The sequence below is a fragment of the Yinghuangia seranimata genome (assembly GCF_029953285.1).
In the GTDB taxonomy this organism is placed as follows: Bacteria; Actinomycetota; Actinomycetes; order Streptomycetales; family Streptomycetaceae; genus Yinghuangia; species Yinghuangia seranimata.
This window is the reverse complement of sequence record NZ_JASAOI010000037.1, coordinates 23,545-38,599: the sequence shown is the minus strand read 5'-3', so window position 1 is coordinate 38,599 and position 15,055 is coordinate 23,545. Positions and strand designations below refer to the sequence as shown.

Here is a 15,055-nt window from a genome sequence, read left to right as displayed (position 1 = left end):
GCCGAGCCGCATGACCGACGACCGAATACCGCAGGCCGGGCACGAGCCCGAATCCGTACCCACGCACGACGAGCGGATCGTCGACCTGGCCGGCGCCACCGGCCGCATTCCGGTCGTGTTCATCCATGGCCTGTGGCTGCTGCCGAGCAGCTGGGACCGCTGGACCGACGTGTTCGAGAAGGCGGGCTACGCACCCGTGGCGCCCGGCTGGCCGGACGACCCGGCGACCGTGACGGAGGCGAACGAGCATCCCGAACTCTTCGCCGGCAAAACCGTCGGGCAGGTCGCCGACCACTACGCCGCGCTCATCGGCAGGCTCGAGCGCAAGCCCGTGGTCGTCGGCCACTCCTTCGGCGGCCTGATCACCCAGATCCTCGCGGGCCGGGGCCTGGCCCGTACGTCGGTCGCGATCGACCCGGCGCCGTTCCGCGGCGTCCTGCCGCTGCCGATCTCATCGCTGCGGTCGGCGAGTCCGGTGCTCCGCAATCCCGCGAACCGCCACCGCGCCGTGCGGCTGACGTACGACCAGTTCCGCTACGGCTTCGCCAACGCGGTGCACGAGGACGAGGCCGGGGAACTGTACGAGACCTTCGCCGTGCCCGCACCCGGAGCGCCGCTGTTCCAGGCCGCCGCGGCCAACCTCAACCCCTGGACCGAGGCCAAGGTCGACGCCAGGAACCCCCGGCGCGGCCCGATGCTGCTCATCTCGGGCGAGAAGGACAACACCGTCCCCTGGGCGCTCACCAACGCGGCGTACAAGAAGCAGAAGCGCAACGAGGCGGTCACCGAAATCGTCGAGCTGCCGAACCGCGGCCACGCGCTCACCATCGACAGCGGGTGGGCCGAAGTCGCGCAGACCGCGCTGACGTTCGTCCGCCGGTTCGGCTGAGCGCGGGCCCGCCCCGGCCGCCGGCCGGAGGAGACCCGTCCGCTACGGGGCCGCGATCACGCGCTCCGGGAGTGCGGCCGGCGCCGTTGCCGCCCCGTCGCGGAGACGGCGCCAGTCGCTCGGCGACATGCCGTGCACGCTGCGGAAGGCGCGGCTGAAGTGCGAGGCGTTCACGAACCCCCACCGGCGGGCGACGGTGAAGACGCCGTCGCCCATGCGGTTGCCGTCGGCCAGCTCGCGGCCCGCTTCCTCGACGCGACGCTGCTGGATCCACCGGCTCACCGTCGAGTCCTCGGCCGCGAACAGCTGGTAGAGGTAGCGCAGCGAAATGTGGTGCGCGGCCGCGATCGACAGCGGGGACAGGTCGGGGTCCGCGAGGTGCTCGTTGATGTAGCCGCGCACCCGGCGGATCAGCTCGGTCTTCGCCGGACTCTCCGCCCCGTCGCCCGCGCGGCCCGTGCGTTCCGCGACCAGCGTGCCGACCAGGTCGACCACGTGGCCGGCCAGGCGATCGCCGACCGTGCCGTCGCACGTGCCGACGGAGGCCGCGAGATTCGTGAGGAACGGCGCGAGCATCGCGGCCACGCCGTGGTCGGCTCGGATCGCGGTCCCAGCGACCGCGCCGAGCGCCGTGTCGGTGGTGGTCACGACCCGGCGCGGGACGCGGAACGTCTGCACGCGCACGCGCTCCCGGAAGTCCAGGACGTACGGACGCGAGGTGTCGAACACGACCATGTCGCCGGGCGTGACCTCGGCCGTGCGGCCGTGCTGCCGCACCGACACCGTGCCGGCCGCCGGGAGCGCCACGACGACGAAGTCCCGTCGGTCCGGTGTGATCAACCTGGGCGTGCGGCACACGCGGTGCGGGTCAGCGTCGATCGTGGACACCTCGAGGTATCCGCACCGGTCCGCGGTGATCCGCCCCTCGAACGGACCGTCGCCCGGGTAGGACACGTGCACCGGCGCGAATGTGCGGCTGACCGCGGCCGTCCACCGCTCGGCCGCGACGGCACCGGGGACGGAGACGGTATCCACCACCAAGCCCACCTGCCCTCCACTCATCCCTCGGACCCGCCCCAGGGCTGGGGTGCGGCGCCGAAGCCGCGCCGGTCATGCGTGATCACCCGCCGGCCCGCCTCGACGAGCGGGCGCGCCTGGTGCTCCCCCGACCGCCCGCTCAGCAGCCGGCCGCGCACCGGCACCGCCGGGTCGACCCGCCCCTTGTCCTCGAGGTAGAGCTCAACAGGCTCACCGTTCTCACAGCCCACAGTGACCAACGACATGGCCCCAGCGTGGCGGGGTGGGGACACACTCGAATCAGGGAAAGTCCCCAGCACCGGCCGGGCCCGGCTTGCGCCGCGCGGGGCTGTGCCCGGGGGCGCGGCGAGCGGGACCGGCCGCCGTCCGCGACGGAGGTGTCTTCGGCCCATGATCTTGCTGGGCAGGGATGCCGAGCGCGCCGAGCTGCGCCGGTTGCTCGCCGACGCGCGCCAGGGTCTCAGCGGCGTGGCGGTGCTGCGCGGCGAGGCCGGGATCGGCAAGACGGCGCTGCTCGACGACGCGGTCGCCGCCGCGTCCGACTTCCAGGTGACCCGCGTGGCCGGGGTCGAGGCCGAGCGCGAGCTCGGCTTCGCGGCCCTGCACCGACTGCTCCTGCCCTTCCTCGACCGGCGCGACCGCCTCCCCGTGCCGCAGCGCGTCGCGCTGGAAACGGCCTTCGGACTGCACGACGCCCCGGCCCCCGACCGGTTCCTGGTCGGCCTGGCGACCCTCACCCTGCTGGCGGGGGCGGCCGCCGAGGCGCCGCTTGTGGTGGTCTGCGACGACGCGCAGTGGGTGGACAGCGAGTCCATCGACGTGCTCGCGTTCGTCGGGCGCAGACTGTACGCGGACGGCATCGTCATGCTCTTCGGCGTCCGCGAGGACCCCCGGAGATCCGTGCCGCTGACCGGGCTGCACGAAATGCGTATCCTCGGCATCGACGACGCCGACGCGCTGGCCTTGTTCACCGCGCACGTCGACAGGCCCGTCGACCGGGTGATCGCGGACCGTCTCGTGGCGTCACTGGGCGGCAATCCGCTGGCCATCCGCGAGGTCGCCCGCGGCATGACCCCCAAGGACCTGGCGTGGGGCGGGCCGCTGCCCATCGACCGCCGGCTGGAGGCCCGCTTCCTCGGCCGCGTGCGCGAACTCCCCCCGACGGCCCAGATGCTGCTGCTGGTCGCGGCGGCCGAGCCGAGCGGCGACCTGGCGCGCGTGCGCGCCGCGACGGTCCGCTTGGGAACCACGACACCCGACGACCTGACCGACGCCGTCGAACTCGCCGAACGTGCCGAGTTCCTGACCGTACTCGGCGACGGCCGGGCGGTGTTCCGGCACCCGCTCATCCGCTCCGCGGTGTACTCGGGTGCGCCGCAGACCGAACGCCGACGCGTGCACGGCGCGTTGGCCGCCGTGACCGACAGCGGCACTCCCGAAGACGCCAACCGCCGCGCATGGCATCTGGCTGCGGCCTGCGACGGGCCGGACGAGAGGGTGGCCGCCGAACTGGAGGCGGCCGCGGCACGTGCCCGCGGCAGCGGCGGATACCTCGCCCAGGCGGCGTTGCTGCAACGCGCCGCCGAACTCTCCGAGACCGAGGCCGCGCGGAACATCCGGCTGCTGTCCGCCTGTGGCGCCGCGCTCACCGGCGGAGCACCGCGCCGCGCCGAAGCGCTCCTCGGCCTGCTCACCCTCGAGGGCGGCAGGACACTGCTGGACGCCAACGCCGACCGCCTGCGCGGCTGGGTGAACGTCATGCTCAGCCGCGACGGCGCCGTGGCGCTGCTTCTCAAATCCGCGCAATGCCTGCTGGACCTGGACATCGCGGCGGCACGCGAGACGCTCCTGGAAGCCTTGGACGCGGCCATGGTCGTACCGCGCATCGGCCCGGGCGCCACGGCCCTCGACGTCGCGCGCACCGCGCTCGAGGCCCGGCCTTCGTCGGACGCGGCGTCCGCCGCCGACCTCCTCCTCACCGCGCAGGCGACCCTCATCGAGAAGGGGTATGTCGCGGCGGCGCCCATGATGCACGACGCGGTGGCCGCCATGCGCGCCGACGGCGCCGAGCACAATGGCGCCGCACGCTGGACGCTTCTGGGCATGGCGACCGCGCTCGACCTGTGGAACATCGAAACGTTCGGCGAGTGCGCGCGCCGGTCCGCGAGTGCGGCGCGCGGCCAAGGCGCGCTGCGCATGCTGCAGATCGCGCTGGCCGGGCAGGGAATGTGGGAGGTCCACCACGGCAACTTCACCGGTGCCGAGGCGTACTACGCGGAGTTCCGCGACGTCGCCGACGCGATAGGCGCCGACGAGCAGTTCTCCCACGGCAGCGACGTCCTGCTGCACGCCTGGCGCGGCGACGAAGCGGCGACCCTGGCCGCCGTGGCCGTGCACGACGGCCCCGACACGGAGCGACCCGGCGGTCTCCAGGTGCAACTCGCCCGCTCCTCGCTGGTCGTCCTCCGGCTCGGGCAACGTCGCTACGCGGAAGCCCAGAAAGCCGGCTGGCGCATCTTCGACGAGGATCCTTTCGCGTACGCCGGAGCCTCGCTTCCGGACCTCGTCGAAGCAGCCGCACGCAACGGCGACTTCACCGTCGCCCGGGCCGCGCTCACCCGGCTCGACGAGCGCGCACACGCCAGCGGCATGCCGTGGGCGTGCGCACTGCTCGCCCGCAGCCGCGCGCTGCTGGCCGAACCCGACGAGGCGGAACCGCTGTTCCGCGAGGCCTTGGACATCCTCGCGCCCACCGGCCTCGTTCCCGAGCGGGCGCGCAGCCACCTGCTCTACGGCGAGTGGCTCCGCCGCAGGCGACGCCGCCAGGATGCCCGCGACCAACTCCGGGCCGCACACAGCCTGTTCGCCGACATGGGCGCCGAGGCCTTCGCCGAGCGAGCCTGGTTGGAACTCCGCGCCACCGGCGAGAACGCCCGCCGCCGCACGGTCGATACGGCATACGAACTGACCCCTCAGGAAAACCGTATTGCACGGCTCGCCGCGGACGGAGCGACCAACCAGGAGATCGCGACCGCGCTCTTCCTGAGCACGAGCACCGTGGAATACCACCTGGGCAAGGTCTTCAAGAAGCTGGGCGTGACAACGCGAAGGAACCTGCGGAACACGCTGAAGGATTGACGTGTCGCCCCATGCCCCGAGCCCACCTCGATGAGCCATCGGCGGGTGTCGCGCACACCGCGCAGGTCGTGCCGGTGGATCGTGAGCCGTCCGAGGCGTCGCCGGCGGGCCTGGCCTTCGTACAGGGCCAGCAGGAGCGCGACGTCCGCCGTTGCGGCTCTCGCCGCCCCTCGGCCGAGTGCGGGGTCCGGGCCGTCCTCTCCCAATACATCACGGCGGTCCTTTTCGTCATGCTTGTCATCGTATGGCCGGGGGCGTGTCGGCGAGTCCTGGTCAGCCAGGTGCGGACGTGGCGAACGTGCGGCCTGAGGGCCATGTGGCCCTACGGAACCACCCCCCAAAATGAGAACGTGTTCCTGTTCCCGGAACACCGGGTGTGGCAGAGGAAGGGGCGGGGCGGTGTTCGTTCTCGATACGCGCTTCTGGATCGTGCTGGTGGTTGTGATCGCTGGTGCCGCGGCCCTCGCGGCGCTGGCGTCCGCGGCACTCGGCGGGCCATGGCACCGCCCGTGGGAAGTGCATCGCCACTACCGCGTCTACCGGGTCCACGGGGGCAGGCACGCGGCCGCAGCGCACCACCGCGCCCAACGCGCTTCCCACAGCGAGTAGTCGTCGGAGCGGGCCTGGGCGGCCTGGCCCCAGCCCGCGTTCTTCCAACCCGGATGAGATCGACCCGACACGGTCGTCCGCGCGTAGCCGGGTCCGGCAGCGCGGGTGACTGCGCCGGACAGGTGATCCAGAGGCGTGGCGGCGGGCGGGTTGTGCGTGGTCGACGCAGTATCGCGGTGAGCGCCTCATGCACGGTGAGGCCGAACGGAACCCGGTGAACCATGCTCCGTACGACTGCCGTGGCCGCCGCGACGGCCGCTGCCGCCCTTGTCGTCACCCCGGCCCAGGCGACCCCCAAACCCGCCCCGGACAACGTCGCCGTCGCGTTCCGCGCCGACGTCGTCGCGGGCGGAATGCCGCGTCCGGTGGTCGAGGACCAGGACTGGTCGACGTACGCGGTCCTGTACGACGGTTCGGGCAAGCGCATCGGCGACGCGTCGATCAGCTGCACTGCCGACAAGGTGAAAGAGAAGCGCGTGCTCGCGCACTGCGTCCACACCCTGAGCACCGACCAGGGCGTGCTCATGATGCAGGGAACCCACCACTACAAGGACCAGACCGTCGTGCCGGGGGTCGCCGACCCGATGCGGCTGATGGTCACCGGCGGCACCGGCACCCATCTGGCGGCGTCGGGCGAGATGAACGTCACCGAGGTCTCGGGCGGTTACACGTACCGCGTCGCCGCGCCGTGGGCCGCGTCGTGACCGCCGTCTTGTCCCCCACCACCGCGTCCAGGAGGCGGCCCGCATGACCGACACCCAGACCGCCGCGCACCAGACGGGCATGCGGCTGCGCGAACTCGCGTTCGGGGCGGTGACCGCGGCCGCCGTCCGGGCCGCGCTCCGGCTCGGCGTCCCCGACGCGCTCGGCGAGAACCCCGAGACCGCCGACACGCTCGCGGAGCGCACCGAGGTCGACCCGAGGTCGCTGCGCAGGCTGATGCGCGCGCTCGCGTCGCACGGGATCTTCGTCGAGCAGCCCGACGGCCGCTTCGCGCACAACGAGATGTCGCGGCTGCTGCGGGCCGACGCGCCGCGCAGCATGCGCTACGTGACGCTGTGGGCGACCGAGCCGTGGACCTGGCAGGTGTGGCCGATGCTCGACGAGGCCGTGCGCAAGGGCGGCAGCGTCTTCCCGGACGTGCACGGCAAGGGCTTCTTCGACTACCTGCACGAGGACGCGCCGGAGTCGGCCGAGACGTTCAACCGGGCCATGACGCAGTCGAGCCGCCAGGCCGCCGAGGACGTCGCGGACGTGCTGGACCTGACCGGCGCCCGTTCCGTCGCCGACATCGGCGGCGGGCAGGGCCTGATGCTGGCGACGCTCCTGGAGCGCAACCCGGCGCTGCACGGCTCGCTGATGGACCTGCCGGCGGTGGTCGCGCAGGCGGATCCGCGGCTGCGTCCGGGCGGTGCGCTCACCGACCGCGCGACGCTGGTGCCGGGCGACTGCCGCGACGAGATCCCGATCCGGGCCGACGTGTACATCGTCAAGAACGTCCTGGAGTGGGACGACGAGAGCACTCGGCGCACGCTGTCCAACATCGTCGCGGCGGCCGAGACGGGCGCGCGCGTCGTGGTGATCGAGAACCTCGTGGACGACAGCGCCTCGCAGCGCTTCACCACCGCGATGGACCTGCTCCTGCTGCTCAACGTGGGCGGCGCGAAGCACACCACGGACAGCATGCTCACCGCGATGGACCGGGCCGGTCTGATCACCGGCGACGTGCACGCGGTGAACCCGTCGCTGCACATGTTCGACAGCGTGGTCGCCAAACCTCGCGGTGGTTCGGCTGGGTGAATAGGCGCCCGAGATCCGCCCGAAGGGCGCAGGCAGCGCCCCCGAAAGCACCATCTGTGGTCGCGGCCCGGGAGACCTGCCCGGATGGTGAAAGAGGTGCTTCGCGGTCCCCGAGTTGACGACCCGTCAACTGCCAAGCGAGCACCGAAGGGAATGTGGATCATGCGTCGTGTACGCACCCTGGTCGCCGGTACCGCCCTCGGCTTCGCCGCGCTGACTCTCGCCGTCCCGTCCGCCTACGCGGACGCCGCCCCCGCCCCCCACGACAAGTCGTCGAGCGAAAGCGACGGCGGGTACTGGGAGGCCACGAAGGGCGATGACGGGAAGAAGGAAGACGGCAAGAAGGAGGAGCACGGCAAGGAGGAGCACGGTAAGGGCGAGCACCCGCACGGCGGCCCGCACGCCGGTATCGGCATCCTCGACGACGGCGCGGGCCTGGCGACCGGCGCCGCGCTGATCGCCGGTGGTCTCGGCTTCGGCGCGTACGCACTGCGCCGTCGCCCGACCTCGGGTGCGGCCGCGCAGGCCTGATCCCGCGTCAGCACCAGTGGCACGCGTGCCGTGGCCACCGTCCCCGAACCGGGCGGCGGCCACGGCACGCGGTCTTTGCGCGCCTCGGCGCTCAGCAGACCGTAGAACCGAGAGGCGACACATGTCCCAACCGGAGGCCACCCGCATGGGCCGCGGCAAGCTGGTGGCCATCGCCGCCGGAGCGGTGTTCCTCGGCGTGACCGTCATCAACAACCACATCGAGACCGAGAACGGGCCGCCGCAGCCGGCGGCCGCCGCGCAGTCGGCCGCTCCGGCACCCGCCGGTTCGGCTCCCGGCGCCGCGGGCCAGGCCCGCCCCCAGGCCCTCGGCTCGTCGCCGCCGGTGCGCATCCGGATCGCGCGCATCGGCGTGGACGCGCCGTTCGTCGGCCTGGGCCTCAACTCCTCCGGCGTGATCGACGTCCCGCCGGCGACGGACCGGAACCTGGCCGGCTGGTACAAGGACGGCGTGACGCCCGGTGCGCGCGGCGCCGCGATCGTCCTCGGGCACGTCGACACCATGGCGGGGCCCGCGGTGTTCTGGAATCTGGGCAGCCTGAAGCAGGGCGACGAGGTCGTGATCGACCGGGTCGACGGCAAGTCCGCGAAGTTCGCGGTCGACTCCGTCGAGGTCTTCCAGAAGGACGCGTTCCCCGACGACCGCGTGTACGGCCAGACCTCCGACGCGCAGCTGCGCCTGATCACCTGTGGCGGCGGCTACGACAAGAAGCGCAAGGACTACCTGGGCAACGTGGTGGTCTTCGCGCACTTCGTGCCCGGCGGCTGATCCGCACCCGAGCACCTACGCCCGCGGCCCCGGACGAACCGTCCGGGGCCGCGGGCCTTTCCGTGCGCGAGCCGGGATCAGATGCGCAGCGCCAGCGCCGTGACGACCTCGCGCAGCTCCCGCGCGGGGTCGGCGGCGCCGGACGGCGCGTGCCACGCCACGAACCCGTCCGGGCGTACGAGCACCGCGCCTTCGGCGGCGACGCCGTGCAACTCGGCCCAGTCGACGCCCGGTTCGGTGGTCAGGTCGGCCGTCTGGGCGCCCGTGTCGTCGGAGCTGCCGACCGCGTACGCCTGAAGCGGCGCGCCCAGGTCCGCCGCCGCGCGACGCCACGGCTCGCCCGCCGCGCCCGCGCCGGTCAGCAGCACGAACCGCGACTCGTACAGGTCGAGCAGCGACACGCGCTCGCCGCCCGCGCGGCGCACCCACGCGTGCGGGGCCCGGGTGCCGGTCGCGCCGTTCGGCGGCCGGAACCCCTCGGGCAGCACGGGCGCCTGGTCGGCGCCGACCACCGCGCCGCGCGTGTACCAGTAGCCGAGCACGACGCCCAGCACACCGGGCTGCTTGCCGCCGCCGACGGGCGGCGCCGCGTAGCCGGGGTGGCTGTGTTCCGCCGAACGGGTGGACGCGCGCGCGGCGGTGGCCTGCGCGACCGGGCGGCGTTCGGCCTCGTACGTGTCCAGCAGCGCGTCGCCGGCGCGGCCCTCGAGCACGGCGGCGAGCTTCCAGGCCAGGTTGTGCGCGTCCTGGATGCCGGTGTTGGAGCCGAACGCGCCGGTGGGCGACATCTCGTGGGCGGAGTCCCCGGCGAGGAAGATCCGTCCTTCGCGGTAGCGGTCGGCCACCCGTTCGGCGGCGTGCCAGGGGGCCGTTCCGGTGACCTGCACGTCGAGGTCGGGGACGCCCATGGCCGCGCGGATGTGCGCGACGCACCGCTCGTCGGTGAAGTCCTCCAGCGGTTCGCCGTTCTCCGGGTGCCACGGCGCGTGGAAGACCCACCGCTCGACGTTGTCCACGGGCAGCAGCGCGCCGTCGCCCTGGGGGTTGGTCAGGTAGCAGACGATGAACCGGCGGTCGCCGACGTACTCGGCGAGCCGCTTGGACGTGAACGTGATGCTCACGTTGTGGAACAGGTCGCCGGGCCCGGACACCGGGATGCCGAACCGCTCGCGGACGGGGCTGCGCGGCCCGTCGGCCGCGATCAGGTAGTCCGCCCGCACGGTGCTGCGTTCGCCGCTGGCGCGGGACTCCAGCACCGCGGTCACGCCGTCGGCGTCCTGGGTGACGTCGACCAGCTGGGTGCCGAACCGCACCGGCGCGCCGAGTTCCTCCGCGTACCGCGCGAGGACCGGCTCCAGGTCGTTCTGGCTGCACAGGCACCACGAGCTCGGCGAGAACTTCGCCAGTCCGCCGCCCGGGTCGATCTCCTTGAACAGCCACTCCTGGTCGTCGCCCGCGATCGTGTGGGCCTGCAGGATGCCGTGGTTGTCGGCCAGGACGGCCGACGCCGCCCGGATGCGCTCCTCCACGCCCGCGGTGCGGAACAGCTCCATCGTGCGGACGTTGTTGCCGCGCCCGCGCGGGTGCTGGGACGTGCCCGCGTGCCGCTCGACCACGGCGTGCCGCACCCCGAGCCTGCCGAGGAACACGGACGCGGACAGGCCCACCAGCGACCCGCCGACCACCAGGACCGGCACCCGCTCGTCGTATTCGGGCTCCATTGCCTCCACCTTCGGGAATCCCCCGGACTTCGCCTGACGTCCTCGTGTGCCCGAAACACGCGCCGATGCCGCGCGACACGCCCTCTTGTCACTCACATGCCACGAAAAGGTGCCACGCGGCGCAGTCGCCTCCAGGCTCGAACACGGGGCCCACGAACGAAGGATGGATATGGACACGACCGTCCGAAGGCCGGCCGCGGCCGTCGACACGAGCGATCGCCTCACCGACGGCGCCAAGCTGCGCGTCCTGCTCATGCTCGAGATCCACGACGGCTCGCAGGAACGATTCCTCGACGCCTACGAGAGCATCCGCGCGCAGGTGGCCGCGGTACCGGGGCATCTTCGGGACCAGCTCTGCCAGTCCATCGAGGACCCGACCCAGTGGCTGATCACCAGCGAGTGGGAGGCCGCCGACCAGTACCTGGCGTGGGTGGACAGCCCCGAGCACCAGGAGATGGTCCGGCCGCTGCACGGCTGCGTGCGCGGCACCCGGTCGCTGCGCTTCGCGGTGGCCCGCGAGACCGACATCCGCGGCGGCCACCCGGCGGCGGAGCCCGGCGGCGCGAAGGCCGCCGGGACCCGCCCGGCGGCCGCGCCGAAGCCGCCCGCCCCGGCCGCCGACGGCGTCACGCGCTGCGCGCTGAGCTTCACGGTCAAGCCCGGCAGCGAGGCCGAGGTCGCGCGGATCCTGGCCGAGTACGAGTCGCCCGACCCGCACGTGAACGCCACCACCACGCTGCGCCGCACGTCGGTGTTCATGCACGGCAACCGCGTGGTGCGGGCCATCGAGATCCAGGGCGACATGCGCGCGGCTCTGCAGCACGTCGCCAAGCAGCCGCAGGTGCGGGCCGCCGAAGAGGCGCTCAATCCGTACCTGGAGGAGGCCCGCGACCTCGACGACGCCGAGGCGGCACGGCAGTTCTTCATGAGCGCCGGCCTCGCCGAGGCGTTCCAGGGGACCTCGCCCGGCCCGGTGTCCGAGTTCGCCGCGACGCGCGTGGCGTACATGTACCCGGTACGCCACGGCCGCGCCGAAGCCGCCGCCCGGCTGCTCGCCCGCCACGACGAGGCCGCGCTGGCCGACCCGCGCGGCCCGCTCGCGGCCAGCTCGGTCTACGTGCGCCAGGACATCCTGGTCCGCGTCGTCGACCTGCGCAGCCCCGCCGACGCCGACCCCGCCACGGCGCTCGGCGTCGACCGGCGCGACCCGGGCGCGCTGGCCGAGCTCCTCGACGCCGACGGCGCGAGCGACCTGGCGGACGACGCCGGGCTGCGCCGCCTGATGGCCGCGTGCGCCATGAAGCCGGTCACCGACCGGCGTGCCACGCCCGGCTCCTGACCCACCGTCCGCCCCGGCCCGCACGCACGCGGGCCGGGCGGACACGCCCCTCCCCCGGTGGCGCGCCGGTGCGCGCCACCCGTCCCCACGGAGGCGGAACACCCATGACCGCACAGCCCAGCCGTACCGAGCAGCAGCCCGACCGGCAGACCGAGCCGCGGCCCGGTCAACCGGGCCGCGCGCAGCCCGCGAAGCCCGTGCGCGTGGTCAGCCTCGACGAGGTCGCCCCCAACCGGCGCCGCGGCGGCGACCTGCGCGTGATGCTCAGCCCCACGACCGTCGGTTCGACCTGCGGCTTCATGGGCCTGGCGATCCTCGCGCCGGGCGAGACGATCTCGGAGCACTACCACCCGTACTCCGAGGAGTTCGTCCACCTGGTGTGCGGCGAGCTCGAGGTCGACCTCGACGGTGTCACCCACACGCTGCGGCCCGAGCAGAGCCTGATGGTCCCGCGCCACATGCGGCACCGGTTCCGCAACACCGGGCCGGCCGAGGCCCGCATGGTCTTCCAGCTCGCCCCGCTCGCGCCCAAGCCGGAGCTGGGGCACGTCGACACCGAGACGCCCCCGGTGCCCGACGAGTCCCATCCGGACATCGGGGGCGGGTCGTGAAGCACCGAGTGGCGATCACCGGCGTCGGCGTGGTCGCGCCCGGCGGCGTGGGGGTCCCGGCGTTCTGGGACCTGCTGACCGCCGGGCGGACCGCGACCCGCGGGATCACCTTCTTCGACCCCGCGCCGTTCCGCTCCCGCATCGCGGCCGAGTGCGACTTCGACCCGGCCGCGCACGGGATCACCCCCGAGCGCGCGCAACGCGCGGACCGCTACGTGCAGTTCGCGCTGGTCGCGGCCGCCGAGGCGGTACAGGACCGCGGCCTCGACCTGGCCGCGGAGGACCCGTGGCGCGTCGGTGTCTCACTGGGCACCGCGGTCGGCGGCACGACCCGGCTCGAACACGACTACGTCGCGGTCAGCGAGCGCGGCGCCCGCTGGGACGTCGACCACCGCGCCGCCGAGCCGTTCCTGCACCGGGCGTTCTCGCCGGCCGCGCTGTCCTCCGAGGTCGCCGAGGAGTTCGGCGCGCGCGGCCCGGTGCAGACCGTGTCCACCGGCTGTACGTCCGGCCTGGACGCGATCGGGTACGCCGCGCACGCCATCGAGGACGGCCGCGCCGACGTCTACCTGGCCGGCGCGGCGGACTCGCCGATCTCGCCGATCACCGTCGCGTGCTTCGACGCGATCAAGGCCACCTCGACGCGCAACGACGACCCGGCGCACGCCTCACGGCCGTTCGACGCGGGACGGGACGGCTTCGTGCTCGGCGAGGGCGCCGCCGTCCTGGTGCTGGAGAACCTCGAGCGGGCCAAGCGGCGCGGCGCGCGGATCTACTGCGAGATCAGCGGCTTCGCCACGCGCGGCAACGCGTACCACATGACCGGGCTGACCCGGGAGGGCCTGGAGATGGCCGAGTCCATCGGCCGTGCCCTCGACGACGCCGGGCTCGACCCGACCGACGTCGACTACGTGAACGCGCACGGATCCGGCACGCAGCAGAACGACCGGCACGAGACCGCCGCGGTCAAGCTGGCGCTCGGCGAGCACGCCAGGACCATTCCGATGAGCTCCATCAAGTCGATGGTCGGCCACTCGCTCGGCGCGATCGGCGCGATCGAGGTCGCCGCGTGCGCGCTCGCGATGGCGCACGGCGTGGTGCCGCCCACCGCGAACTACGAGACGCCGGACCCCGAGTGCGACCTCGACTACGTGCCCCGCACGGCGCGCGAGGCCACCCTCGACACCGTGCTGTCGGTCGGCAGCGGCTTCGGCGGCTTCCAGTCCGCGGTGGTGCTGGACCGCAGGGCCGCGCACGAGGGCACCCGGCGGGAAAGGACGCGGCGATGAGCACCGGACCCCGGCACGCCGTGATCACCGGCATCGGTGTGGTCGCCCCCAACGGCAACTCCACCGACGTGTTCTGGAAGGCCACCCGCGAGGGCGGCGTGCACCTGGAGCGGATCTCCCGCGAGGGGTGCGCCGACCTGCCGCTCGCGGTGGCGGGGCTGGTGAAGGACTTCGAGCCGGCCGGCACGGTCGAGGAGCGCTTCCTCGTCCAGACCGACCGGTTCACGCACTTCGCGCTGGCCGCCGCCGACCAGGCGCTGGCCGACGCCGCGTTGGACGGGCTCCCGGAGTTCTCCGTCGGGGTCGCCACCGCCAGCAGTTCCGGCGGCGGCGCGTTCGGCCAGCGCGAACTGCAGAACCTGTGGGGGGTGGGCCCGGGCTTCGTCGGCCCGTACCAGTCCATCGCCTGGTTCTACGCCGCCAGCACCGGCCAGATCTCCATCCGCGGCGGCTTCAAGGGGCCGTGCGCGGTGCTCGCCGACGACGAGGCCGGCGGCCTCGACGCCATCGGGCACGCGGCGCGGTCGATCCGGCGCGGTGCGGACGCGATGGTCGTCGGCGCCGCGGAGGCCCCGATCGCGCCGTACTCGATGGTGTGCCAGCTGGGCTACCGCGAGCTGAGCCTGGCGGTCGACCCGAGCCGCGCGTACCTGCCGTTCGACTCCGCCGCGTGCGGCTTCGCGCCCGCCGAGGGCGGCGCGATGCTGGTGCTCGAGGACGAGGACGCGGCGCGGCGGCGCGGCGCGCGGATCCGGGCCCGGGTCGCCGGGCACGGCGCCACGTTCACCGGCACGGCCGACTGGGAGGAGTCCCGGCACGGCCTGGCCGCCGCCATCCGGATAGCGATGGAGGAGGCCGGCGTCGGCCCGGGCGACATCGACGTCGTCTTCGCCGACGCGCTCGCGGTGCCCGCCGCCGACCACGCCGAAGTGCTGGCGCTGGCCGACGCGTTGGGGCCGTACGCGGCGGCCGCCCCGGTGACCGCGCCGAAGGCCGGCATCGGCCGCGCCTACTGCGGCGGGGCGATGCTCGACTGCGCGGCGGCGGTGCTGGCCATGGAGCACGGCGTCCTCCCGCCCACGCCGGGCGTGTTCGCCACCGAGCTCGACATCGACCTGGTCACCGGCCGCGCCCGCGCCGCGGAGGCGCGCACCGCGCTGGTGCTCAGCCGCGGCCTCATGGGCTGCAACTCGGCGCTGGTGCTGCGGCGCGACGCCGACGCCACCTGAACCACCTGAACCACCTGAACCGACCGACCGCGCCCGGCGGCCACCGGCATCCGGTGGCCCGGTGCGCCCGACGA

The 15,055-nt window shown here is 73.6% G+C and carries 13 protein-coding genes; 10 read left to right on the top strand and 3 right to left on the bottom strand.

All coding sequences use genetic code 11. The features are described 5' to 3' along the window. Nucleotides 1-10: 10 nt before the first annotated feature. Nucleotides 11-889 carry an alpha/beta hydrolase gene (locus QI554_RS22940; protein ID WP_281472080.1) on the top strand — a complete coding sequence of 293 codons (879 nt, stop codon included), beginning with the start codon at nt 11-13 and terminating at the stop codon, nt 887-889. A 42-nt stretch (nt 890-931) separates the two neighbouring features. Here QI554_RS22940 and QI554_RS22935 read toward each other — a convergent pair whose 3' ends face one another. Both QI554_RS22935 and QI554_RS22930 read right to left on the bottom strand, forming a co-directional pair. Further along, nucleotides 932-1,924, bottom strand: a complete 993-nt coding sequence (locus QI554_RS22935) for an AraC-like ligand-binding domain-containing protein (protein WP_281472079.1) — start codon at nt 1,922-1,924, stop codon at nt 932-934. Between the two features lie 23 nt (nt 1,925-1,947). After that, the gene (locus QI554_RS22930) at nt 1,948-2,172 is read right to left on the bottom strand and encodes an alpha/beta fold hydrolase family protein (RefSeq protein ID WP_281472078.1); all 225 of its coding nucleotides are present in this window, start codon (nt 2,170-2,172) and stop codon (nt 1,948-1,950) included. Nucleotides 2,173-2,317: 145 nt separating this feature from the next. Here QI554_RS22930 and QI554_RS22925 point away from each other — a divergent pair, with 145 nt between their 5' ends. The 5 genes from QI554_RS22925 to QI554_RS22905 all read left to right on the top strand — a co-directional run bounded on the left by QI554_RS22925 (nt 2,318) and on the right by QI554_RS22905 (nt 8,792). Next, complete coding sequence (locus tag QI554_RS22925; RefSeq protein WP_281472077.1) at nt 2,318-5,065, top strand: helix-turn-helix transcriptional regulator; 2,748 nt, start codon at nt 2,318-2,320, stop codon at nt 5,063-5,065. A gap of 830 nt (nt 5,066-5,895) precedes the next feature. Beyond that, the gene (locus tag QI554_RS22920) at nt 5,896-6,378 is read left to right on the top strand and encodes an allene oxide cyclase barrel-like domain-containing protein (protein ID WP_281472076.1); all 483 of its coding nucleotides are present in this window, start codon (nt 5,896-5,898) and stop codon (nt 6,376-6,378) included. A gap of 43 nt (nt 6,379-6,421) precedes the next feature. Beyond that, nucleotides 6,422-7,474, top strand: coding sequence for a methyltransferase (locus QI554_RS22915; protein WP_281472075.1), 1,053 nt, complete (start codon nt 6,422-6,424; stop codon nt 7,472-7,474). Between the two features lie 162 nt (nt 7,475-7,636). Then, entirely contained in the window at nt 7,637-8,005 is a 369-nt protein-coding gene (locus tag QI554_RS22910; RefSeq protein ID WP_281472074.1) for a hypothetical protein, read from the top strand. A 121-nt stretch (nt 8,006-8,126) separates the two neighbouring features. Next, nucleotides 8,127-8,792, top strand: a complete 666-nt coding sequence (locus QI554_RS22905; protein ID WP_281472073.1) for a class F sortase — start codon at nt 8,127-8,129, stop codon at nt 8,790-8,792. A 77-nt stretch (nt 8,793-8,869) separates the two neighbouring features. Here the strand turns inward: QI554_RS22905 and QI554_RS22900 are convergent, their stop codons facing one another. Further along, nucleotides 8,870-10,513: an FAD-dependent oxidoreductase gene (locus tag QI554_RS22900; RefSeq protein WP_281472072.1), complete on the bottom strand. Its 1,644-nt coding sequence runs from the start codon at nt 10,511-10,513 to the stop codon at nt 8,870-8,872. 169 nt (nt 10,514-10,682) lie between these two features. Between QI554_RS22900 and QI554_RS22895 the strand changes: the two genes are divergently transcribed. The 4 genes from QI554_RS22895 (at nt 10,683) to QI554_RS22880 (ending at nt 14,981) form a co-directional block, all read left to right on the top strand. Further along, the gene (locus tag QI554_RS22895; protein ID WP_281472071.1) at nt 10,683-11,852 is read left to right on the top strand and encodes a SchA/CurD-like domain-containing protein; all 1,170 of its coding nucleotides are present in this window, start codon (nt 10,683-10,685) and stop codon (nt 11,850-11,852) included. Nucleotides 11,853-12,112: 260 nt separating this feature from the next. Beyond that, nucleotides 12,113-12,463: a cupin domain-containing protein gene (locus tag QI554_RS22890; protein ID WP_281472255.1), complete on the top strand. Its 351-nt coding sequence runs from the start codon at nt 12,113-12,115 to the stop codon at nt 12,461-12,463. Next, entirely contained in the window at nt 12,460-13,752 is a 1,293-nt protein-coding gene (locus QI554_RS22885; RefSeq protein ID WP_281472070.1) for a beta-ketoacyl-[acyl-carrier-protein] synthase family protein, read from the top strand. Before QI554_RS22890 ends, QI554_RS22885 begins: the two co-directional genes overlap by 4 nt. After that, complete coding sequence (locus QI554_RS22880) at nt 13,749-14,981, top strand: beta-ketoacyl synthase N-terminal-like domain-containing protein (protein WP_281472069.1); 1,233 nt, start codon at nt 13,749-13,751, stop codon at nt 14,979-14,981. Before QI554_RS22885 ends, QI554_RS22880 begins: the two co-directional genes overlap by 4 nt. Nucleotides 14,982-15,055: the final 74 nt, after the last annotated feature.